This is a genomic window from Streptomyces sp. NBC_01176 (assembly GCF_045039825.1).
In the GTDB taxonomy this organism is placed as follows: domain Bacteria; phylum Actinomycetota; class Actinomycetes; order Streptomycetales; family Streptomycetaceae; genus Streptomyces.
In genome coordinates, this window is the sequence record NZ_CP108600.1 from 2,962,659 (window position 1) to 2,985,100 (window position 22,442).

Annotated in this window: 17 protein-coding genes and 2 pseudogenes; 13 read left to right on the forward strand and 6 right to left on the reverse strand. The window is 68.6% G+C overall.

What is annotated here, in order from left to right; all coding sequences use genetic code 11:
* Positions 1-101: 101 nt before the first annotated feature.
* The 8 genes and pseudogenes from OG199_RS12535 (at position 102) to OG199_RS12570 (ending at position 10,529) form a co-directional block, all read left to right on the forward strand.
* Complete coding sequence (locus OG199_RS12535; protein ID WP_356805215.1) at positions 102-521, forward strand: TOBE domain-containing protein; 420 nt, start codon at positions 102-104, stop codon at positions 519-521.
* A gap of 103 nt (positions 522-624) precedes the next feature.
* Positions 625-2,331 (forward strand): hypothetical protein, encoded by a 1,707-nt coding sequence (locus OG199_RS12540; RefSeq protein ID WP_405829539.1) that lies wholly within the window; start codon positions 625-627, stop codon positions 2,329-2,331.
* Between the two features lie 221 nt (positions 2,332-2,552).
* A pseudogene (locus tag OG199_RS12545) lies at positions 2,553-2,876 on the forward strand (hypothetical protein); the annotation flags it as partial.
* Between the two features lie 89 nt (positions 2,877-2,965).
* Positions 2,966-3,625, forward strand: a complete 660-nt coding sequence (locus tag OG199_RS12550) for a hypothetical protein (RefSeq protein ID WP_356805211.1) — start codon at positions 2,966-2,968, stop codon at positions 3,623-3,625.
* Between the two features lie 2 nt (positions 3,626-3,627).
* The gene (locus OG199_RS12555) at positions 3,628-8,394 is read left to right on the forward strand and encodes a putative T7SS-secreted protein (RefSeq protein WP_405829541.1); all 4,767 of its coding nucleotides are present in this window, start codon (positions 3,628-3,630) and stop codon (positions 8,392-8,394) included.
* A gap of 7 nt (positions 8,395-8,401) precedes the next feature.
* Complete coding sequence (locus OG199_RS12560; protein WP_405829542.1) at positions 8,402-9,160, forward strand: hypothetical protein; 759 nt, start codon at positions 8,402-8,404, stop codon at positions 9,158-9,160.
* Positions 9,161-9,861: 701 nt separating this feature from the next.
* Complete coding sequence (locus tag OG199_RS12565) at positions 9,862-10,002, forward strand: hypothetical protein (protein WP_356805206.1); 141 nt, start codon at positions 9,862-9,864, stop codon at positions 10,000-10,002.
* 269 nt (positions 10,003-10,271) lie between these two features.
* Complete coding sequence (locus OG199_RS12570) at positions 10,272-10,529, forward strand: contact-dependent growth inhibition system immunity protein (RefSeq protein WP_401801431.1); 258 nt, start codon at positions 10,272-10,274, stop codon at positions 10,527-10,529.
* Between the two features lie 981 nt (positions 10,530-11,510).
* On the opposite strand, the gene OG199_RS12575 is transcribed toward OG199_RS12570, so the two are convergent.
* From OG199_RS12575 to OG199_RS12585, 3 genes and pseudogenes are all read right to left on the reverse strand, one after another.
* Entirely contained in the window at positions 11,511-12,692 is a 1,182-nt protein-coding gene (locus tag OG199_RS12575) for a Shedu anti-phage system protein SduA domain-containing protein (RefSeq protein ID WP_401801434.1), read from the reverse strand.
* A 101-nt stretch (positions 12,693-12,793) separates the two neighbouring features.
* Positions 12,794-13,342, reverse strand: a pseudogene (locus OG199_RS12580) (transposase family protein); the annotation flags it as partial.
* A gap of 396 nt (positions 13,343-13,738) precedes the next feature.
* On the reverse strand, positions 13,739-14,143 hold the full coding sequence (locus OG199_RS12585; protein WP_405829545.1) for a hypothetical protein: 405 nt from the start codon (positions 14,141-14,143) through the stop codon (positions 13,739-13,741).
* A gap of 382 nt (positions 14,144-14,525) precedes the next feature.
* Between OG199_RS12585 and OG199_RS12590 the strand changes: the two genes are divergently transcribed.
* The 5 genes from OG199_RS12590 to OG199_RS12610 all read left to right on the forward strand — a co-directional run bounded on the left by OG199_RS12590 (position 14,526) and on the right by OG199_RS12610 (position 19,643).
* Positions 14,526-15,017: a hypothetical protein gene (locus OG199_RS12590; protein WP_365226319.1), complete on the forward strand. Its 492-nt coding sequence runs from the start codon at positions 14,526-14,528 to the stop codon at positions 15,015-15,017.
* A 133-nt stretch (positions 15,018-15,150) separates the two neighbouring features.
* Entirely contained in the window at positions 15,151-15,720 is a 570-nt protein-coding gene (locus tag OG199_RS12595) for a Crp/Fnr family transcriptional regulator (RefSeq protein WP_079080652.1), read from the forward strand.
* A gap of 102 nt (positions 15,721-15,822) precedes the next feature.
* On the forward strand, positions 15,823-16,638 hold the full coding sequence (locus OG199_RS12600) for a hypothetical protein (RefSeq protein ID WP_365226321.1): 816 nt from the start codon (positions 15,823-15,825) through the stop codon (positions 16,636-16,638).
* 54 nt (positions 16,639-16,692) lie between these two features.
* On the forward strand, positions 16,693-18,945 hold the full coding sequence (locus OG199_RS12605) for a hypothetical protein (protein WP_401801438.1): 2,253 nt from the start codon (positions 16,693-16,695) through the stop codon (positions 18,943-18,945).
* An 89-nt stretch (positions 18,946-19,034) separates the two neighbouring features.
* Complete coding sequence (locus OG199_RS12610) at positions 19,035-19,643, forward strand: hypothetical protein (RefSeq protein ID WP_393842040.1); 609 nt, start codon at positions 19,035-19,037, stop codon at positions 19,641-19,643.
* 393 nt (positions 19,644-20,036) lie between these two features.
* Here the strand turns inward: OG199_RS12610 and OG199_RS12615 are convergent, their stop codons facing one another.
* Genes OG199_RS12615 through OG199_RS12625 form a run of 3 tightly spaced genes read right to left on the reverse strand, consistent with a single transcriptional unit; the run spans position 20,037 to position 22,340 of the window.
* The gene (locus OG199_RS12615) at positions 20,037-21,329 is read right to left on the reverse strand and encodes an IS256 family transposase (protein ID WP_405829547.1); all 1,293 of its coding nucleotides are present in this window, start codon (positions 21,327-21,329) and stop codon (positions 20,037-20,039) included.
* Positions 21,319-21,711, reverse strand: coding sequence for a hypothetical protein (locus OG199_RS12620; RefSeq protein WP_405829548.1), 393 nt, complete (start codon positions 21,709-21,711; stop codon positions 21,319-21,321). The genes OG199_RS12615 and OG199_RS12620 overlap by 11 nt, the downstream gene beginning before the upstream one ends.
* Positions 21,712-21,716: 5 nt before the next feature.
* Complete coding sequence (locus OG199_RS12625; RefSeq protein WP_405829550.1) at positions 21,717-22,340, reverse strand: hypothetical protein; 624 nt, start codon at positions 22,338-22,340, stop codon at positions 21,717-21,719.
* Positions 22,341-22,442 lie beyond the last annotated feature (102 nt).

A 22,442-nucleotide genomic window follows, 5' to 3' on the forward strand; every position in this document is an offset into this window, starting at 1 on the left:
GCGACGCGTCGGGGACACGGGCCGTGGCGTCCACCCCGCACGGCACGCGGCGCACATAATTGGCGAAAACCGACTATCCGGACCGTAATCGAGGCGCACCCATGAGCCTGAGCATCCGTAACCAGCTCCCCGGCACCGTCACCTCCGTCACGTCCGGCGAGGTGATGGCGACGGTCAGGCTCCGTCTCGACGGCGGCCAGGACCTGACCGCGGCCATCACCACGGAGGCCGTCGAGGACCTGGGCCTCGCCAAGGGCTCCGCGGTCCGTGCCCTGGTCAAGTCGACGGAGGTGTCCCTGGCCACCGGCCCGGTCGAGGGGGTGAGCATCCGCAACCAGCTCCCCGGCACGGTCACCGACGTCGTCACCGGCGGCGCGATGGCGCGCGTCAAGCTCGCGGTCGCGGGGGCCGAACTGACCTCCGCGATCACCAGGGACGCGGCCACCGAACTGGGCCTGACAGCAGGCTCCACGGTCGTGGCGCTCATCAAGTCCACCGAGGTCTCCCTCTCCCACGCATGAGCCGCCGACGCGCTTCTTACCGCCCTCACACCGGACTCTTCACGTCCGCCATCACGCCCTTCAACTGCGGGAATTACCGTCCGAGCTCGTGTACTTGGCAGACATGAGGCCGTCGACCATCCGCCTACGGGCCCGTACCGAGGCGCCTTCGGAAGAGGCGCCCGCGCAGTGGCACCGCGTGCTGACCCTGCTCGCCGACATCAGTCTCTTCATCGGCACCCGCCCGATGTGGACGGCGGCAGCGAGCCACCGGCTCCCCGTCGCCGCGGTCATCTCGGTCTGCTACGCCTCGATCCTGGTGACCGGCGTACTGGCCCTGGTCGCCCGCCGCTCCCGCACGCTGGCCCGGCTCGACCTCGTCGTCCTGGTGACGGCGGTGACGCTCGCTGTGTGCGGATACGCCATGTACCACGGGGGCAGTGACGAATCGTTCCTCACCACGCAGGCCGCGCGCGAGTTCGTCGCCGGTCACCGTGTCTACGGGCAGCCGTGGCCGTGGCTCTTCACCCAGCACGGCATCGCCCTCACCCCGACGATGACCGGCGGCTACGACTTCACGTACGGCTATCCGCCGCTGCCGCTGCTGCTCACCGCGCCCCTGCTGTGGATCGGGCACGGGGCGGCTCCGGCGGTCCTGGTCAGCACGGTGGCCCTGATCACGGCCACGATCGTGATGTGGCGGATGCTGCCCGCGCAGTGGCGCTCGGCGGCCACGCTGGTCTGTCTCGGTCTGGGCCTGCTGCCGGCGTACGCCCGGCTCGGCTACCCGGCGATCGTCGCCTGCGCCTTCCTCATCCCGGTGGTGGTGGGCTGGCCGCGCATGGGGTACGGCGGACGGGGCGACTGGGCGCGGGCGGTGTGCCTGGGCGCGGCCTGTGCCTCCCAGCAGCTGCCGTGGTTCCTCACGCCGTTCCTGCTGGCCGGCGTCTACGCCCTGCGCCGTACCGATCTAGGCCCGCGCGGGGTGGCGGTGGCCGTGGGCAGGATCGTCGGCGTGGCCGCCACGACCTGGCTGCTGATCAACGCGTACTTCATCGTGAGCGAGCCGCGTACCTGGTTCGACGGGATCATGCTGCCCCTCACCCAGAAGGCGAACATCCACGGCCAGGGCCTGGTCGGCGTCTCGCTCTACTTCACCGACGGCAGCGGCCGGCTGGCCTGGTACTCGCACGCGAGTCTGCTCCTGGCCGCGGGTCTGCTCGGGCTCTTCGTGCTCTTCGTACGACGGCTGGGGCCCGCGGCGACGGTGCTGCCCTGGTGTGCGTTCTACGTGGCGACGCGCTCCCAGGACGGCTACTACCTGATGATGACCCCGCTGTGGCTGGCCGCCGCCGTCACCGCGCCCCCACAGGCCTTCGCCGCCGCCTGGCAGCCCCGGCCGGCCCTGCTGCGCGGCCCGCGCCGGCAGGGGGCGCGCATCGCCGCGGCCGTGCTCCTGCTGGCCCCCGCCCTGGCGGCGACGACCCTGGCGGTGACGGGGTCGCCGCCCCTGCGGATGGAGCTCGTCGGCGCCCGCCGGGCCACGAAGGCCGTGACAGCGCTCACCGTGCGCGTCACCAACCTCGGCGACGCGGCCCTGAGCCCGCACTTCACCCTCACCACGGGTCAGGGCATGAGCCGCTACTGGTCCATCGCCTCCGGCCCGGCCACCCTCGGGCGGCACGCCTCGGCCCGCTACGAGATCCTGCCGCCCGACGGCAAGTTCACCGTCCCCGGCAGCGGAGTACGTATCCGCCTGCGGGCGGTCTCCGCCTCACCCATGACGCTGTCCAGCACGGACATCCGGCTGACACCCGCGAGCGGCCGTTAGGGCCGCGACAGGTTCCGTCCGACCTGACAAGCCTTCACGAGAACGAGAACCGCCCCCTCCTTCCCACGCGTCCCGCCCTATGGTGCGATCAGTCACCCAAGACCTGCGATCTGTCACCCGGGACCGGGGAGGAAACCGTGCAGCAGCCCAAGGCGGCGCTAGCGGAGCGCATCGCCGAGCGGAGGACGGGCGGCGACGACCCCCGTGCGCTGGTCGGCGAGATGCGGCGCTCGGTCCTTCTCGTGCCGGTGGCCGACGGGGGTCTCTGGTCGGTGCGTTCGGGCGGAGTGCGGTGGATCTGCGGGTTCACCGACCAGACCGCGCTGGCCAGGTTCGCCCTGCGCCACGCGTCCGGCGACCAGCCCATGGACTACGCGGCGTTGCTGGGCGCGCGCATCGTCGACGAGATCGTGCCCGCGCTCGGCGAACCCGCCGGTCTCGCCGTCGACATCGCCACCGAGGACGGGTCGATGTTCTTCCCGCCGGTCGTCGGCATCGTGCCGGACGCCGTCGCCGTCGACGCGGGTGCTGGCGCGGATGCGGGCGCGGGCGCGGGTGCGGGCGCGGGCGCGGGCGCGGGCGCGGGTGCGGGTGCGGGCGCGGGCGCGGGCGCGGATACGAAGGGGGCACGGGCATGAGCGGCGACGAAGCGGACCTGCATCTCGACAAGGCGTCGGTCGCCAAGTTCACCCAGGGCATGGGGGCGACGATCGACCAGCTCGGTGAACTCGGCGGCCCCACCGGCGCGGTGATGGGAAAGGGCTTCTCGGGGCTGGCGATGACCGGGATGGAGGCGGGGCACCACGGGCTCTCGGTCGACTTCGAGGACTTCTGCGAGCGCTGGGAATGGGGCGTACGCGCCCTGGTGCGGGACGCGAGCGCGATCGCGAACCGTCTGGGCCTCGCGGCGGGCACCGTGTGGGAGGAGGACCAGTACGTCGGGAACTCCCTCAAGGTGGGCGCCAACTCCCTGTTCGGCGGGAACCCGCACGCGAGCGAGGAGGACATCGCCAAGCAGGACTGGGGGGACATCTTCACCCCGGACTACCTGCACCCGGACTGGAGCCCCGAGTCGTTCGACAAGGCCGGGCACGACATGGAGCAGACCTGGAAGGACACCGGCCGCACCGTTCTCACCGAGGGCCAGGGCGGCCGCCAGTCGGAGGTCCTCAACCACGCGTTGGGCATCTCCGACGACCAGTGGAACCAGGCGCTGGACGACACCTTCGGCCCTTCGCCGGACGAACGCGCCCAGCAGGAACAGCCGCCGCAGGGTGAGTCCGGGGGGAACTGAACGTGGGTATAGGCGACTTCATCAGCGACCTCACGCCCGACTCGGTCGAGAACGCGGTCGAGGACGGCGTCGAGTGGGCGGGAAACCGGGTCGAGGACGCGGGCAACTGGACCGCCGACCGCCTGGACGACGTCGGCTGGGAGTCCGGCGCGGACTGGGTGCGTGAACAGTCCCGTTCGGTCGCCAACCGGATGGGCGGCGAGGTCGACGAGATGGACCTCGGGCAGACCGAGGACAAGACCAAGCTGATCTACGGCAGTCCGGGAAAGATCAACTCCACCGCCGCGAAGCTCCGCGCCTTCGAGTCGTCCTTCGACGACACCGGTGACGGCCTCAGAGGCCTCGACTCGTCCCGGCTCAAGGGCGAAACGGCCGACGCGCTGCGCACCGCGGTCGGCACCCAGCCGCACAGGTGGTACTCCGCCGGCGAAGCCTGTGTGAAGGCGATCGGCGCGCTCGAGGCGTTCGCCGACACGGTCACCTGGGCGCAGGGACAGGCACAGACGGCGATCGACAAGTGGAAGGAGGGCGTCAAGGCTTCCGAGGGCGCCGCCGACGCCCACCGCAAGAAGGTCGACGACTACAACAGTGCCGTCGACCGCTACAACGCCCAGCCCGCGGACAAACGCGACCCGGCCTCGCTGCCGCCCAAGCCCGCGGCGACGTTCGACGACCCCGGCCAGAAGCTCATGAAGGACGCTCAGGACCTCCTCGCCGAGGCCCGCAAACAGCGGAACTCGGCGGCGGAGACCGCGCGCACGGCGGTCCGCGCCGCCCGCGACATGGCCCCGGAGAAGCCGTCCTACGCCGAGCAGGCGAACGACGGGCTCCACGAGCTGCAGATCATGAGCGACCATGTCGGCGGCGGCCTCATCAAGGGCACGGCGGGGCTGCTCAACTTCGTCCGCAGTGTCGACCCGATGGACCCGTACAACCTCACGCACCCGGCCGAGTACGCCACGTCCCTGAACAGCCTCGCCGCCGGTCTGGTCGTCGCCGCCAACGACCCGGCCGGCACCGGCCTCCAGATGGTCAAGGACTTCATGAAGGACCCGGCCGAGGGGTTCGGCCGGCTCATACCCGACCTGGTGCTGACCGTGGCCACCGACGGCGGCGGAGCCGCGGTGAAGGGCGCGCGCGTCGCCGAGGACGCCGCCGAGGCCGCGCGGCTGCGCAGGCTGGTCGACGACGCCCCGGACGGGACCCACCACCGGCCGGACGGCGAGCGCGTCACCGACGGCACCGACCCGGTGGACCTCGCCTCGGGCCGGATGTTCCTGCCCCAGGCCGACCTCGAGATACCCGGCATCCTGCCGCTGGTCTTCACCCGCCGCACCGAGTCCGGCTGCGCGACCGGCCGCTTCCTGGGGGCCGCCTGGTCGTCCACCGTCGACGAGCGTCTCGAGGTCGACGCGATCGGTGTCGTCCACGTCACCGCCGACGGACTGCTCGTCCCGTACCCGCATCCGGTCCCCGGCCTGCCCACCCGGCCGTACTCGGGCCGGTTCCGCACGCTCCTCTCCCGGGACGCCGACGGCGACTACACGCTCACCGACCCCGACGCGGGTCCGACCCGCCACTTCGCCGCTCCGGTCGGTGGCGAGCCGGGCGGCGACGGCACGGCCTGGCTGTCCGGCATCACCGACCGCGGCGGGCACACCGTCACGGTCGACCGCGCCGAGGACGGTCTGCCGCTGGCCCTCGTCCACTCGGCGGGCCACCAGGTGCGACTGTCGGCCGCCGACGGGCGGATCACCGCCCTGTCCGTGGCCGGCGCGGGCGAGAACGGCGCGGACCTGCCGGTGCTGGGCTACGGCTACGAGGACGGCAACCTCACCACCGTCACCCGGCCTTCCGGCGCCGTCACCTCGTTCCTCTACGACGACCGCCGCCGCGTCATCGCCTGGATCGACTCCAACGGGCACCGCTACGACTACGTCTACGACGACCACGACCGCGTCGTCGCCGAGGGCGGAGCGGCCGGCCACGTCCAGATCACCCTGGCCTACACCGGACCGGACGCCGGGACCGGACACCGGACGACCGTGCTGACCACCGCCGACGGCCGGGCCACCCGGCACCTGATCGGCCCCGGCTGCCGTGTCCTGGCCACCACCGACGCGCTCGGCCGCACGACCCGCTTCCGCTACGGCTCGGGCGGTGAACTGCTGTCCCGTACGGACCCGTTGGGCGCCACCACCGCCTTCACGTACGACGAGGACGGCCGCCTGCTCACGGTCACCGACGCGGACGGCGGCGAACTACGCGTCGTACGCGGCCCGTTCGGCCTGCCCGTGGAGACCGTGGGGCCGGACGGCTCCCGCCGGACGTACACCTACGACGAACTCGGCAACCGCACGTCGCTCATCGATCCGGCCGGACACACCACCCGTATGTCCTACGACGACGCCGGACGGCTCACCGCGGTGACCGACACCCTCGGGAACACGACGCGCGTCAGGTGCGACGCGGCGGGACGGACCGTAGCGGTGACCGATCCGTCCGGCGCCACCACCCGCACCGAGCGGGACGGGCTCGGCCGCCCGGTCCGTACGACCGACCGAACCGGCGGCGTCACCCGCCTGGAGTGGAACGCGGACGGCCGACTCGCCCGCCGCACCGGCCCGGACGGTGCGAACGAGTCATGGACCTACGACGGCGAGGGCAACTGCACGGCCCACACCGACGCCGTCGGAGCCGTCACCCGCCACGAATACACCCACTTCGACCTTCCGCTCGCCACCACCCGTCCCGATGGCGGCCGTTACGAGTTCGAACACGACGCCGACCTCCGCCTCACCCGGGTCACCGGCCCGCGGGGCCCGAGCTGGACGTACGAGTACGACGCGGTCGGCAACATCGTCTCCGAGACCGACTTCGACAGGCGCACCCTGACCTACCGGGTGGACGCCGCCGGCCGTCTCGCCGCCAGGACCGACGTCCTCGGCGGCACCATCTCCTTCGAGCGCGACTCACTCGGCCAGGTGCTCGGCAAGACCGTCGACGGCCGGGTGACGACCTACGCGTACGACCGGGCGGGCCGCCTCCTGGAGGCGGTAGGACCCGACAGCGAACTGCGCTACCAGTACGACCGCGACGGGCGCGTCAAGACGGAACTGGTGGACGGCCGCCCGATGCTCTACTCCTACGACGCCCAGGGCCGGCGCGTCCGCCGGACCACCCCCACCGGCCATGTCACGTCCTACGCCTACGACTCCGACGGCCTCCCCGCCCGACTGGACACGGGTGGCCAGCACATCACCTTCACCCACGACGCCGCGGGCCGCGAACTGGCCCGTGCCTTCGGGGACTCGCTCACCGTGACGTCGGCCTGGGACGAGGCCGGCCGGCTCGCCACGCAGCACTTCACCGCCGGAGCCCGCGCCGTCAACAGCCGTGCCTACGCCTACCGCGCCGACGGACACCTGCTCTCCGTCGCCGACCGGCTTTCCGGGACCCGTACGTTCGACCTGGATCCGATGGGCAGGGTGACCGCCGTCCACGCCCCGGCCTGGACGGAGCGGTACGCGTACGACGACACGGGCAACCAGACGTCCGCCTCCTGGCCCGGCAGCCACCCCGGCAGCGAGTCGGTCGGCCCCCGCTCGTACGACGGGACCCGTGTCACCCGCGCCGGAGACGTCCGCTTCGAGTACGACGCCCTCGGCCGCGTCACCCTGCGCCAGAAGACCCGTCTGTCCCGCAAGCCCGACACCTGGCGCTACGAGTGGGACACGGAGAACCGGCTCACCTCCGTCACCACCCCCGACGGGACCCGCTGGAGGTACCGCTACGACCCGCTGGGCCGTCGTACGGCGAAGCAGCGCCTGGCGGCGGACGGCGCGGGCGTGGACGAGGAGACCCGCTTCACCTGGGATGGCCTGACCCTGTGCGAACAGACCAGTCACGGAATGGACCAGCCGAACCCGGTGGCCCTCACCTGGGACCACCGCGGCCACATCCCCCTGGCGCAGACCGAGCGCATCCTCACCGCCGATGACCGGCAGAGCGAGATCGACCGCCGCTTCTTCGCCATCGCCACGGACCTCGTCGGCACCCCCACCGAACTGATCGACGAGTCCGGCGGCATCGCGTGGCGCTCCCGGTCCACCCTGTGGGGCGCTACCGCATGGGCCCGCGACGGCATCACGTACACCCCTCTCCGCTTTCCCGGCCAGTACTACGACTCCGAGACCGGCCTCCACTACAACTTCTTCCGGCACTACGACCCGGAGACCGGGCGCTACACCTCCCCGGACCCCCTCGGCCTCGCTCCCGCGCCAAACCCCGTCAGCTACGTGGACAACCCGAACACCGCGTCGGACCCGTTGGGCCTGATGCCCAACTACACGAAAGAGGAGAGGGCCAAGAAGCGACTCGACAAGATCGTGGACGGGGTCATCGACAGGGCTCAGAACGGCGAGGTCAGGAAGCACGTCGACTACCACGGGGACACGATGCACGGTATGAGCGACGAACGGGTTCTGGAGATCCTGAAGAACCCGGACGCGGTGTACCAGTCGACGGGCACGGCAGGAAGGCTCACGTTCCGGCAGGGCGAGGACATCGTCGTGACCGAGGGGCCCGGCAGCACCCAGGGTCAGGCTGTCACGGCGTACGGTCCGTCAGGTGTCAAGGGCGACTCCGGAGCGCAGGCACTGGGCGGCAAGCCCACCGACCCCGGTCCACCGGTGACGCACGAGGACATCGTGGAGGGCAGAATTCCCGGTAAGGGCGGCAACCTGGCCCCCGCGGTGCGGATCAGATGAGGCAAGGATGACCATGAAACTGTCGTTCGACGGCGGCTGGCACGCCATGGTGACGGACGATCCGCTGCACATCACCCCCCGCTTCGACGGCGACTCCGTACGCGTCGTGCGCTACGCGGATGCGAAGGAACGTGAGCGGTTCGTCCTGGATACCTTCGGCAGCCAGCACCGCCTGTGGGACGCGCCCGACGTCTTCCGCTTCGACCCGGCCAGCCGCCAACTCGTCGCCGTCGAGCTCCAGTTGCCGGAGGAGTCCACCTCGGCCGAGGACGCGGCCCGCCTCCCGCTCACCCTGGCGGTGCGCCCGGGCGGACTGCGCGCGGTCGAGGCCACGGACTTCCGGCACGAGATGTGCGCGCTCCTGTGCCGCGCCCCCGGAGACGCCGTGCTGACTTCTCTGCGCGACTCCGCCGTCCTCGACGCTCCGTTGGAGACCGGCATCGGCATCGCCCCGGACGTGGCACTCCTCGTCCAGCACGGCACCGTCGTCGGCTGGAGCCTCACGGACCCCGCCCGCTACCTGACCACGGCGTACACCGACCCCGACCCCACCCCACCGACCGACACCACCCGCCGCCTGCTCACCGACTGCCTGGACCTGATCACCCAGCCGCTGATCTACGACGTGGAAGACGGCGACCCGACCGCCCTGGCCCGTCTCCGGGCGACCGACGAGGCCCTGCGCGCCCAGCGCGAGGACCGGCGCCGCGCCGACGTCCTGCTCTCGCTCATCGGCAACCTGATGGAGTGCTACGGGAACCGGTGACCTCGGACCGTGGCGGTGCTCCCGGCGGTTGTCGGCGGCCGGGAGGCGGTGGAGATCAGCGAGGAGAACACGATCGCCGTCAGTCCCGTTCGGCGCGGCGGGAACGCTGACGGGGATGGTCGTGACGCTCGTTCGACGCTCTGGTCGTCCGCCGGGCCGCTCCATGTGACGGTCACCCGCGCCGGCCTGCGACGGTGTGACGCCCGGCCTCGGTGATGTGATCTCGATGACGCGTCATGCGGAGTGCGTCGCCATCCTGGGCCGGTCAAGTCGGGCTCCCTATCCGCTTGTTCGAGAGGCTCCGAGTCCGGACGGGGCGCTCGATCCGTCCCGCGGTTCACGCGTAAAGCCCTTCACAGGCTTCCGCTACGCGTCCCACCCGCGGCTCCGCGCCGCTCTGGGCGGACGGGGAGCGCTCAGCCGCAACCTCGTCAGGGGCGGCGGTCGTCCGCACGTCCGCGGTCCCGCACGACGCCGCTCGTCGTTTGCGCAGTCACAGCGCTGCGGGTGACGCGAGGCGGTTCTCGATGCCGCCCGCAGTCCGTGTCCGTTCACTCCTGCCGTCCTACGACGCCCCGAAGAACCGCCCCTTGTTCCTGCGCGTCCCCTCTGCGGTCCCGTCGGCAACCAGGGCCGGGCCGGAGGGCACCGTGCGGCAGCCGGAAGGGGCGCTCGCCGAGCGGCGAAGAAGAGGAGGCGAGGTGAGACGCCGGGACCCGGCCGCCCTGGCCAGGCTCCGGCAGCTCGACCACAGCCTGCGGAGTCAGCGCGAGGACCGCCACAGAACCGACGCCCTGCTCGCGTTCATCGGCGAACTGGTCGAGGACTACGGGAACGGGTGACGGACGGCTTCGCAGGTGGCCTCGGCCGGTGCCCGGGTGGCCTGCGGCCCGGAGCCCGAGCCGGGATCATGGCGTTCTCAGCGTTCGTCCTTGACGGGTTCGAGGATCGCTTCGCACTGGTGGCCCTCAGGGGCTCAACCCCTGCTAGGAAACCGTTCGGTTGCTCGACCGCCTCAACGGATTCCTCGCCTCCATCGACCACAGACAGAGTCCGAGAGACGCGTCTCGCCACTTCGGACTGTCACTGCATCACTTCAGAAGAGCCCCTCATGAACCTGTCCTTTGATCGAAGCCGCTCCGTCGAAGACCTCGAAGGGCGTCGATGGCTCGACCCACCCAGTGATGCCACGGCGCTTGTACGAGCAGTGCACGCTCTGCGGAAGAGTCCGATCAGTGATCTGACAGTGGCGCAATCGGCCAGACTCATCGGACAGGATGTCGGGCTGCCATGGCTGCTTCCCGTGGGAGTGGAGGTACTGCGGAGCGAGGCTGCAGAAGGGGCGGTCGGCTGGCTGGTTCGACGATGACTTGCTGACCGCAGTGCTTACGCGCAACGCCACAACATGGGCCGAAGTACCGGAACTCGCCCAAGACATCAAGGATGTACTCGACATGCTCGGCGATGAGCTTTCGCCCTATCTGAGAGATGACGCCGACAGATTTCGGGCATCCCTTCCGCATTAGCCGGAACGTCTCCTCGTTGGAACCGGCCTGAGGGGACGGACAGCCAGGCACCGCTCGCAACGTGCCGGAGTCGTTCCGCCGGCAAGCCGCTCACGGAGAACGGAGCCTCGTGCTGCATTACACCGGTAGAGAGCGGCGCACGTACGCCCCCGGTCGGAGCGCGCTCTTCACATCACACGGCCACTTCGCTCTGCTGCGTTCTCGGCAAGACTCATGCCGCGGCCCATGCCCTCAACGCTCGAGCCCGCCCCGCACCGGCCAGCATGCGCACCACCGAGGTCACTTCGCAGAACGAGACCTTCGAAACCATCTCTCACGCCCTTGATGGCCTGCAAGATCAGCCCGCTGACACCCCATCAGAACGGGCGTCGAATGAGCGTCACGAGCGTCGTCTCAGCGTCAAGTCATCGCCCGTAGCGCCCACACCGTGCATAAAGCGCCCGCGCAGAACCGCAGATCAGGAAGCCTTCGCGACCGGCTCCAGAATCGCCACGCACTCCACATGATGCGTCATCGGAAAGATGTCGGCTTGAGCGGGTCTGGGAAAAGGCCAGGTCATAGGCCATTCTTCGGCTCGCTGTCCCGCCTGCGGGAGACCAGAGCGTCAAACGAGCGTCATGACGCACAGCACATCCCTCCTCTCCGGGACGGAACAGGCCCACGACCAACTGCCCTGTCACGCCCGTTGGCTCGGCAGTCACGCCTGTGGGCTTTCGGGCTGACCGGCCAGCGCACCCGATGAAGCCGTGCCTTCTGCACTCCATCGAGAACGCCAGGGCCTCGGTTCTTCCAGGCTGACGGCTGCTTGCAGAAGGGCGGCTGGTTCAAGCGAGCCGAAGGCGTTGGTCGGGGGCGTCTCGGCGCAGAGGGTCGGGGGATTCGTTGATGCGCATCAGCCAGTCGTAGGTGCGTACCTGGATGTGGGAGCGCCGGGCATGCAGTTCGCGGATTTCGGCGGCTGCGTCGTCGTAAGTCTCGCGGGCCATGATGATCAAGCCTGGGACTTCGGCCGTGATACCAGGCAGGCCCAGCCCGTCGGCGTCGCGCGCGGAGCGGGCATAGTGCAGATTGGTGGACAGCCATCTGCGCCAGTCCTCGATCTGGTCGACCGCGTGCCGCAGGGTGGCCGTCGCCCGCTTATTGCCGGGGTTGGTCAGGCGACTGACCGGGCTCTCCAGTTCGACAAGCGTCCACCGAACTCCGAGTGAGGTTTGACCGGCGATCATGAAGTCGGCCATGTAGTGGTTGCCGAGCTGGACCTGGGGCCGGATCCAGGTGTCGTGGGTGCCCACTACGGTACCGGCCAGCAGCGCCGGGTGCTTCTCCAAGAGCCGCTGCATCGCGGCCTCGTCGTCCGCTGTCTCCAGTGCGTTGCGCAGTGCCTCGATTGCCGCCGGGGTCGCTGGAAATTCGATCCGCCAGCGTTCCAGCTGCGCCTCCTGGGCTCGGGTAATCCGAGCCGGGTTGCTCTGAACCGCAGCGGCGTGTTCGCGGGCCAGATGGAGCTGATCGAGATAGCCGTCCTCACCGGGGCGGGTGATGCGGGTGACCCGGTGCGGGGCAGTGCCGAGCCCGTGGCCGCCCCGGAAGTGCAGTCGGCCATTGGCGCCGATTGATGAGATCTCGCCGTGCATATCCGGCCCCTTGCGCCGGTCGCGAGCGGTGACAACGTCATCGACCGCAGGCTCAAGCCGACGCAGGGCGGCGGCGGACTCGCGGTCACGGGCGACGCGCAGCCAGGCGTTAAGCACCTCCCGGCACCCGAGCCTGTCCATGTCGGGAACCGCCAGGTCGGTTCGGTTCGCGAGATCGAGGAGGACCTCGTACTCGTCGTCGCCGAAGTCCCCGGCGAGCGTGAGTCCTAGAGGCGTTCGAAGCAGGACCCGCAGCTCGGCGGCAGCGACCAGCTCGGGTGTGGCCTGTTCTAGGGGCAGGGCCAAGGCGCGTGCGATGGTGATCTGCTCGGCCGCCGGCGCCTCACACTTACGTTCGAGGCTCTCGGCCACGACCTGCCACCGTAGCTCTGGCACTTCCCCTCCTTCTGAAACGACGCGCCCACCGTAGCCACAAGCGGCGACGTGGTGTGGTGGTTCTTCAGTGAGCTTCTTCAACGTTGCCGCTCCAGGGTGAAGACGGCTTTAGCGGTTGACGTCATGCGGCTCGGAATGCAGCGGGCTCTGCGGAAGATCCGCCAGGACTTCAGGCGGGCGACGCCTCGTTCGATCGGTCCCGTACCGCGGCCAGGGCCCGGTTGACGGTCCTCTCGGTGGGGGTGGGTTCCTGTAGGGGCCTGCGTTTGATGCCTGTGGTCAGTCAGGGGCCACCGCCCTGGTAGGCAAGATCCGCCAGGATGGGAACGCCCTGGCGCTCGCAGATCCGGATGATCCGGTGGGTGCGGGCGGCGGTCAGGTGGTGGGTGCGGCCCGGCAGGGCAGGCAGGAGCCACAGCAGTCGGCCGCCGGGTCGGTGACCACCTGCGCGCGGCCCGGCCGTCGCCGACCCGGTCGCACTCGGCGAGGGTGCCGTCGAGCAGGACGACGTCGGGTTCGTGCCCGCGCAGCGTCTTCAACAGGCCCGGTGCACCTTCGGCGAGCAGGTCGACGACCGCGCTGGTGTAGGCGTGGGCGGTGGACTCGCTGATCCCGAATCCAGCGGCGAACACCCCGGACCCACCCCGAGGGACGTCTCAGCCGCGACGCCAAGGACCTCGCGCTGTACCGGGAGAAGTTCCGCCGCAGTCTGCCGGAGTCGCTGGACGAGCTGCACGGCCCGTCCCAAGGGATCGTGGAACTACCGCTACACCTGCCCTGGTCCGGGATGACCTCATAAGACCTGGGCAAACCGCGCCAGCGTATGGTCCTGTACCGCACCGTCCTGCGCGACGACCTGCCCCGCACCTCAACCCGGGCGCGCTCCACACAGCTGTAGCCGGTACTGAGCACCCTCGTCGGTCGCACCGTGCGCGCCGTACGGGAAGACGCGTTCCCTCAGCTCGCGTCCCGCACCCGATAGAGCGGCATAGCGGTCGGCCTCGTACGTCTGAGTACGGTCACTATTCGGCGTCAGGGTGCATCTGTACCCACCGGCCGTCGATGAACTTCATCTCTACGCCGTAGTACGGCTGGGGCGGGGCAACCAACCGCTTGCCGCGGTGTGGCACTGTCGGCGGCTTGGGGCGGCCAGCGGGCTGCACCTGCGCCACGCCCGGCTTCATTTTTGGGTCGCGCTTCCGCAACACTTCAATTCTCTTGAGGAGTTCGGCTCGGCTGATGTCATTGGGTACCCGGGTCACACGGGTCGGAGCCGCCGAGCGGGGCAACGAGCGGTCTGTGGTCGACCGGCAGGCACGGTGCACCGGCAGCCCGCCCGGGGCGAAGACGAGCTTCTTCTTGGCCACCGGCAGGCGGCATACGGCACAGCGCTTGAGCGCAGGCTTGGACCTGAACGCGTCGGACACGATCCCCCCGGATGGTGATGCCTTGGCGTGACAGCACAATAGGCGCGCTGGTGACCGCCCGGGAGGGTTCGGGCGAAAACCGTTGCGCCTCCAAGAACGCGCCTTCCACCGAGCAGGACGGTGGATCCACAGCGACAGAAACCGTGCGGCCGAGCGATCTGCCCGCGAATGCGAGACGGCGAAGTCCGCTACGGCGGCACTTGCGTACCGGAGCGTGATCAAAGCGATGAGCGTCAGCCGGTGAGCAAAGACCTCGAAGGCCGTGGAGTGAGGAAGCTACCGCTCCTCGTGCCCTGAGGTAGGCATCACTCTTCGGCAGTCGAGAGCAGGCTGGCAACTGCCATGACAAGCAGGCGACGGCCACAGAGGGATGTGGGGCGGCATGCACGAGCCAGGCAATATTCCGGCGGAGATGGAGCGGCTGCAAGGACACGCTGAACGCGCCTTCGTCGAGGTACAGCGGGCGGATACGAAGGCAACGGCCTTGTGCGGAATAGCCGGTGGCCTTCTGGCTGCAGGGGTTGCCGTGCTGTCGAGTGCACACGACATGGCCCCCATCGCAGTGTTCTCCCTGGTCCTGATGTGCCTCTTGCTGATGGCCGCGATAGGGGCTGCGCTGCTCGCGCTACGGCCCGTGGTCCCAAGGGAGGGGCTGCATACCGAATTGATGGGCGAGGCGCTCGTACACCACCGGGTCGGTGTGAGTACGACTGCGCATGGGGAGCTCGAACGGCATGTCGAGGGCCGCCGACTGCAGGTGCTGGCCTGGCTGGCGGACAGGAAGCTGCGAGCGGCCCGCCTGTCCGTCGACTTTGCCCTGGCAGCACTCCTGATGGCTGGAATGTGTCTATTGAGCAACATTCTGGTTAGCTGAGACGATCACCTAAGCGTGTCGGGGCCGCATAGCAGGGGGACGCGTGTATCAGCCGCATGCCACGGTGATCGGCGACAAGTTATGGGCACGCCTGAAGGCGCTAGCACCGCAGCGCGTCAGGCCCGCTCGGAGTGTGCTGCTCCGCCAGGGAGACCCAGCAACTCACGTGATCGTGCTGGAGTCCGGGTCAACATTGATCACCCTGGCCGGGGCCTGCGGAGAAAGGACGCTTCTTGCCGTGCGCGGTGCCGGTGAGTTACTCGGCGAGCTGGCCGTGTTGGACTCCCAGCCGCGCACCGCCACGGTCATCGCCGCCGAGACCTGCCAGATCCGAATCATCCCGGCTGCCGCTTTCCTCACGTTCGTTGAGGAGCATGATCTGCTGGCCCCACTCCTGCGCCATGCCATCGCCCGGGTCAGGGAATCGGAGGCCGTTCGACTCGAACTGGCCACCGCGTCTGTGCCGCTGCGACTGGCATCGGCTCTGTCGCGACTGGTCGAGGCCGCATCTGCTTCGGCTTCGGATCTCGCCGTGCGTCTGACCCAGACGGAGCTGTCTCAGATGATTGGCGCTTCCCGCAACGCGGTGGTCAACGCGCTCAAACCCTGGCGCGAGCAGGACTGGGTCCGCACCACCTCCAGTGGTGGGCTCCTCGTTCGCGACATCCATTCGATTCAATCGCACGCGCGTACGCAGGCGTGACGGGCCGCACTTCAGGCGTGCCCACTACTGGGCAGCGGCGGCCGTCCCGCCCGATCAGCATGGGCACTTCCCTGACCGCCTGTGCTGAAAGGACGGTGCCCGATGGATGCGCCGCTGCACGCAGAGCCCTTGGATGTGCCCGCCGAACTCGCCCTCGTGGCGATCGACATGGAGAAGTACAGCCAGATCCCCGAGGCGAAGATGGCCGCCGCCCGGTGCGACGTGGACGACATCGTGGCGACCGTGCTCGCCGATTGCCAGCTGCCCGACCCGCAGGAACTTGCCGGCGGCTACAAGGACAGTGGCGACGGGGCGATTCTGCTGTTCCCGCCCTCAGTACTGGCACGACTCGTCGACCCGCTGCTGGGCCGGCTCAATGCGGCTCTGGTGCGCTACGAGCGGCAGCGGCTGGCCAGTAGTCCCGTCCTGCGGCTGCGGGCCAGTGTGCACATCGGCCCGCTGTCCCTGCCCGACCACCGCGGTAACGCCATCAATGACACCACCCGGCTACTCGACAGTCAGGCAAACCGCGAGGCGCTGTCCGCCGCGAAGGACAATGGCGGCTTCCTTGCTGCCGCGCTCTCCGAGATCGTCTACCAGCGCACCGTGCACTCGGGACGCACGCAGGATCTGGGCTCACATCACTTCCTCGAGGCGGTTGCCCGCGTCAGCGACAAGCCCGGCTTCGAGCAGCCCTGCCGGATTCATGTACCGGGCCTGACCGGTCCGGCCGTACACCCCTATGTCACAGACGCCGCATCGTCGGCTTCTGCTCCGTCCTCTCCCGCGCAGCAGAACGCTGCGTCGGCGGCACCTGCTGCCAGCAGCGGCGGCACGTTCCAGTTCCACGCTCAGGTCAGCGACGCCACGATCGCCAACAGCATCGAAACCGTGCGAATCGATCGCCGCCAGCGGTGAGGCGTCTGGCCTTCCGCCCCACTGCCTTTCCCGCACTCGCCCTGGAGTTCCAGTATGACTGACGTACCGTTCGACCCCACTCGCTCCGACGCCACCCCACCGAACAACGAGGGTGATGAGAGCCAGTCCAACGGCTCCGGCGGCTGGCTGCATCGATTGCGCACCGGAACCGGCTCCGCCGATCGACCGGGCGCGAACCCTGACGACCCGCCCCCTTCTCCAGTTCCCTCACAGCCGGGCGCTTTGCCACCCGCGCCCCGGGTGCACGAAACGGACGGTGCAGCGACACACGTGTACGGGGACCCCGAAGTTGTCGCCCACCACATCGAGCAGGTGATTCTGGAGACTCGAAAACGGGACCTACTGGAGGGTGTGGAACAGAACCGTGAGCGGCTGCTCGACCAGCCGTTCGTACGGGGCCCGCACTGGGACGTGGTCTGGGAGCAGATCGTCAATCCTGTCACCGGCCGTCCTCGCCAGCCGATCATCGTCATTGTGGCACCACGTTCGTGTGGCTCCACTACCTTCGCTCTGCGACTGTTGGCCGAGCACACTGCCGACGAAACCACCGTGGTCCAGCTGGATGCGGACTGGGACACTCCCCGCCAAGGGCGCCTACCTCTGGAGAGGGCGCACGCGTACCAACTCGATCTCAAGCATCCGGAGAACGACCAAGTCTCCGCCGACTTCCTGAACGCCCTGTCGAAACACGCCTCCCACCTGCGCGACTGCCGCTCCTATCTCGCGCTGACCGTCGCACAGGACCTGTGGAAGGACCACCGCCTCAGCGATCGTGACGGCATCCAAGTCGTTCACCTGCACGAGGCGCCCGATGCCCAGCGCGTGGTCGAGGCACACCTGACTGCCCACGGCTACGACCAACTCGTCACGTCACTCCGCTCCTTCTCCAAGACCACCACGTCCTTGCGGGGACTGACAGCAGTGGCCGCCGTACGGGCCGCGCACACCGTCGTGATGGCCTGGAAGGAGCACACCCGCACCAGCTCCCAGCAGTCATTCGTGCAGGCCGAAGGCGAGGGCGAAACCGGGAGCACCCTCGAAGACCGCATCATCGCAGCGTTGACCGACTGGCGCGGTGAACTCGACAGCCGATTCGGCGAGATGAACAGCCTGCACACCCCCGACAACCCATCGCTCACCGTGGAAGACCGTTGCCTGCTGCTGGCCTTGGCCGTGCAGCAGTCTGCGCCCATGCCCATCGTCGCGAGCAGCGCAGCCGCGCTGCTCGCAGCCATCGGGGACGCGCCCGGCACCGCCGACACAGCACCTGGATTTTCGCCGACCTTCAATGCCTTGGCAGGACGGGGAATGCGGCGGCGTATCCGGGACGTCGGAGGTCGAGTCGACCTGCAGGACACAGTGGTCTTCGACCGGCCCGCCTACGGACGCGCGGTGCTGGAGTACGTCTGGGACAACTACGACGTCATGCGCAAACCCCTGCTGACCTGGCTCGTCGCGACAGCCCAGAGCGCCGATCCGGAAGACCACGCCGTGGCGGCGCTGGCCGAACTCACCGTGCGGCACGGAACGGTGGGCTACCTCACCGACTTGGGTGAACTCGTCGGCAGCAGCCAGCCAGAGGTGCTCGGTGCGGTCCTGGAAAAGGCCGTGCGCAACGAACACGTCGGCCGCCTGGCGTGGGCAGCGCTCTACGGGTGGGCAGAACAGAGGAGTTATGCGTCCGCCGTGATTGCGCTGTGTCAACGGATCCTGGAGGACTCATCCGCCGCCACGTCTCTGACCAAGCGAGCAATGGTGCGCCTGCGTCGCGTCGCGCACAAGAACGCCGACGCAGCGGGCCAAGTCCTGGCTGCCTACGACGATCTGGTCCAACACCCCACCGTGGGGCAGCGACTGGTCGCTGAGGTCCAGGGCTGGCAACAGGGCAAAGTCTCCGCCCGCGGCGGTGCACTGGCCTTCCTCGCGCTGATGACCGTCCGCCGGGACGGCACACCGTGGCTCGTGTGCGCGCCTCCCCCGGACATCGACGTACAGCGAGCCCTCAACAACCTGCTCTCCTCATCGGACACCTCTGCCCAGGTCATTTCGCGTCTGACGGACTGGATCCGCTCGTGCGCCGACGATCCCAGCGCCTACACACAGTTGCGCGACCAGCTCCTGCCTGCGCTACGCGGCCACAACATGTTCGAGGCCGGCATGAAGCTCATGAACGAGCTGCGTGGCATCTCCACCGTTGAGGGCGTCAGTGTGGCTGACGACTTCTACAACCACCTCGTCGACAGCCGTCTGCGCACGGTCTTTCCGCTCGAAGAGAGCCTCACGTGAGGTGGCCATGGAGGCGCGCAGTCCGTAAGAGTACGTCTGTCCAGCCGCGTCTGCTGCCGAGTGCCACGGACGACATCGCGTTCGAAGCCGTGTACACGATCACCTGGCGACCGCTGTGGCGTGTGCCTCCCAATGCGGAGGAGACAGTACGCGCCGCCGTGCATGCCACGGCCTCCGCTACAGCGGCACGCCTGACGGCCTCGGACGTACCCGCTGCCCAAGACGCCGTCAACGCCGCCCTCGGTTGTCTGCCCCACCGCGCCTCGAACTACTGCCTGTTGAACGTCTACGCGGCTCTCGGTCTGCCCAGCACCGCGAAGGACCTACTGGCACAGCGGGCAGCGGACGAGCAACGCGTTCGCCGTCTGCGTTTCTTGAAGGACAACCTCTACGATCACCCGGACCTCGTCGTCCTGGACCAACTTGAGCACCACGCCCCCGGCGCCCTGACTGACGAGCATGTTGCCGAACTCCAGCGCCTCGCTCGCCTGATCTACTCCTGCAACCGCTGGTGGTTCCCACTCCTGCAGCAATGGGAGCAGGTCGGCCAAGGGTTCACGGACATCGAAAAGCGACAGCAGGCAATGGTCGTACTGTCCGACTCCCTCAAGGCACTCAACGGCGGCAGCCTGCCCAGCAGCATCGCGCCGGTGGACATACCCGGGGCCGACACGACAGCTCGAAGGGCACATCCATGAAGCTCGTCTTGTGGCGAGTGCTGCTGGCCCCGATGACCAGCCTCCGAGCCCTCCTCGCTCAACGGCGCAGCGCAACGCCCCTGTCCTACGACGCTGCCTGGCGTCGAGCCCGCCTAGACCGTTGTCCGGATGAAATGGTCTATCGACTCCACGGCCACCAAGCCTCCAGCCCCTCCGATCAAGCGACCGGCGCTCAGGCACCCTCCGGTCCGCCCAAGAGCGACGAGCCCACCGACCGGCGCCCGTAACTCGAGCATCCCGGGAGCGGACAACTCCTTCGCCCTGTCGCGGATACTCGCGTCCATTGGTTCGGGCTCATGTCTGAGAACGAGGTTCGCCTCGACCGCGGCCTGAGGGTCTGTCAAACGAGCGGTGTGATTGGGGTAGTTGGGGTTACTGACGAGCTGCCGACAGGCGGCCGTCGAAGGTGATGTCGAAGGCGTTCAGTGCGGTCTTCCAGCGCATGGTCCAGCGGGCCTGTCCTTGGCCGGTGGGGTCGAGGGACATGATCGCCATGTAGACGCACTTCAGGGCGGCCTGCTCGTTGGGGAAGTGGCCGCGGGCCTTGACCGCTCGCCGGATGCGGGCGTTGACCGACTCGATCGCGTTCGTGGTGCAGACGATGCGCCGGATCTCGGTGTCGAATCGTAGGAACGGGGTGAACTCTTCCCACGCGTTCTCCCACAGCTTCACGATCGCCGGATACTTCCGGCCCCAGGCGTCAGCGAACTCGGCGAACCGGTCCAGGGCGGCCTCCTCGGTGGAGGCGGTGTAGACGGGCTTGAGGAGCTTGGCGATCTTGTCCCAGTCCTGCCGGGCGGCATAGCGGAAGGAGTTCCGCAGCAGGTGGACGACGCAGGTCTGAACGATCGTCCTGGGCCAGACGGTCTCCACCGCGTCGGGCAGCCCCTTGAGTCCGTCGCAGACCAGCATGAGAACGTCGCCGACGCCGCGGTTCTTGATCTCGGTGAGGATGTGCATCCAGTGCTTGGCACCCTCGCCGCCGTCGCCGGCCCACAGCCCGAGGATCTCGCGCCGGCCCTCGGTGGTGACGGCCAGAGCCACATAGACGGGCCGGTTGGCCACCGCGCCGTCACGGATCTTCACGTGGATGGCGTCGATGAAGACGACCGGATAGACGGCATCGAGCGGGCGGCTCTGCCATTCGGCCATGCCCTCCAGCACCTTGTCGGTGATGGTGGAGATGGTCTGGCGGGAGACCTCGGCGCCATAGACCTCGGCTAGGTGGGCCTGCACCTCGCCAGTGGTGAGGCCCTTGGCAGCCAGCGAGATGACCATCTCGTCGACGCCGGTCAGGCGCTTCTGCCGCTTCTTGACGATCTTCGGCTCGAAGGAGCCGTCTCGGTCGCGGGGCACGGTTATCTCCACCGGACCGACGTCGGTCAGCACCGTCTTGGAGCGTGTGCCATTGCGGGAGTTGCCGCCGTTCTTGCCGGCCGGGTCGTGCTTGTCATAGCCGAGATGATCGCTGATCTCGCCTTCCAGGGCTGACTCCAGCAGCCGCTTGGTCAGCTGCTGCAGCAGACCGCCCTCGCCGGTCAGTTGCAGGCCTTCGGCCTTGGCCCGGCCCACCAGCTCGTCAATCAACTGGTCGTCCACAGCTCTCGCCGACGCAGCCTTCGTAGGCTCGACGGTCTCGGACTCGGACACGTTCTCATTGGTCATCGATGCATCTTCCATGATCGGGAGTTACACCGAACGATTTACAGTCCCCGTACAGGAGCTGCGCAACCTGCTCGGGTGAGAGCCTATCGAGATCGTCGGTCACGATACTCCCGAGTCCACTCGCCGGCTCGCCGCCCGCGCGCGTGATGGCATCCAGCAGATCCGGTACGGCCTTGCCCCCATCCACCCACTCAGGGATCACTGCTTCAGGGTCACCCGCAGCCTCGCGGAGCCCTTCCCGCCACCAATTCTCGGCTTCCTCGCTCTTGCCGGCGCCCATCGGAGCGACCAGAACCGCCAGAGTGCCGACAGGGACGGTCACCACCTGCGATGAGGATTTGTCAGCCCAGTCCAGAACGGCATCGACACGTTCCTCGGGCACAAGACTCAGTCGTGCCTCACGGCGGTACTGCGAGGCACGGGTCGCATCGGTGAGGGCATCTGACCTGGACTTGTGTCCGGCGGACACGGTGTCGCGCAACTGCGCGAGGACGTCACCAGAGGTGATGGCACCAGCATAGGTACGCGGATGGAGTCGTACCGATCGAGGTAGCGGCACAGCTGGTCGTAGGACCATACTGCCCAGCCCTTGAGCCCGAGGCATGCCGCATACGTGGACACGAATTGCTCGATCTGGGCAATGCCTCCGCTGCCCGGCACGGGAGTCAGGATCACATTGGTGGTGAAGATCAGATACTCGGGCAGCCGCTCCCGCTTCGAGGCCGGGCTGAGCCACGCTTCGAGTTCCTCTTTAACCTGCCCCTTCAGCCACGAGACCGCATCCTGGGGCTGTTGATCCGTACGCTGTCGAAACTTGGCCTGCACCACCCCGTAGCCGTCCCATGCGTCAAGCTCGCTCGGGTAGGGCACCCGCCCCTCGAACGTTGCCTCACGCCCGCCGTCCCTGCCGTCCCCGAAGACGGAGACGCCCGGCCCGAGGATCGCCTGGGCCAGGGCCTGCGACACGTGCTCGAACTCCCGGGTGCTCAGCCCGCTGAGGTTGTGATCCACCCCGCCATGATGCCGCCGCGGCTATCTCCCGACCGCCTAATGGAACATTTTCCCCGGCCGGGCCTCTGCGACAACGCCAATTCACGTGGCTTGACCAGCCCA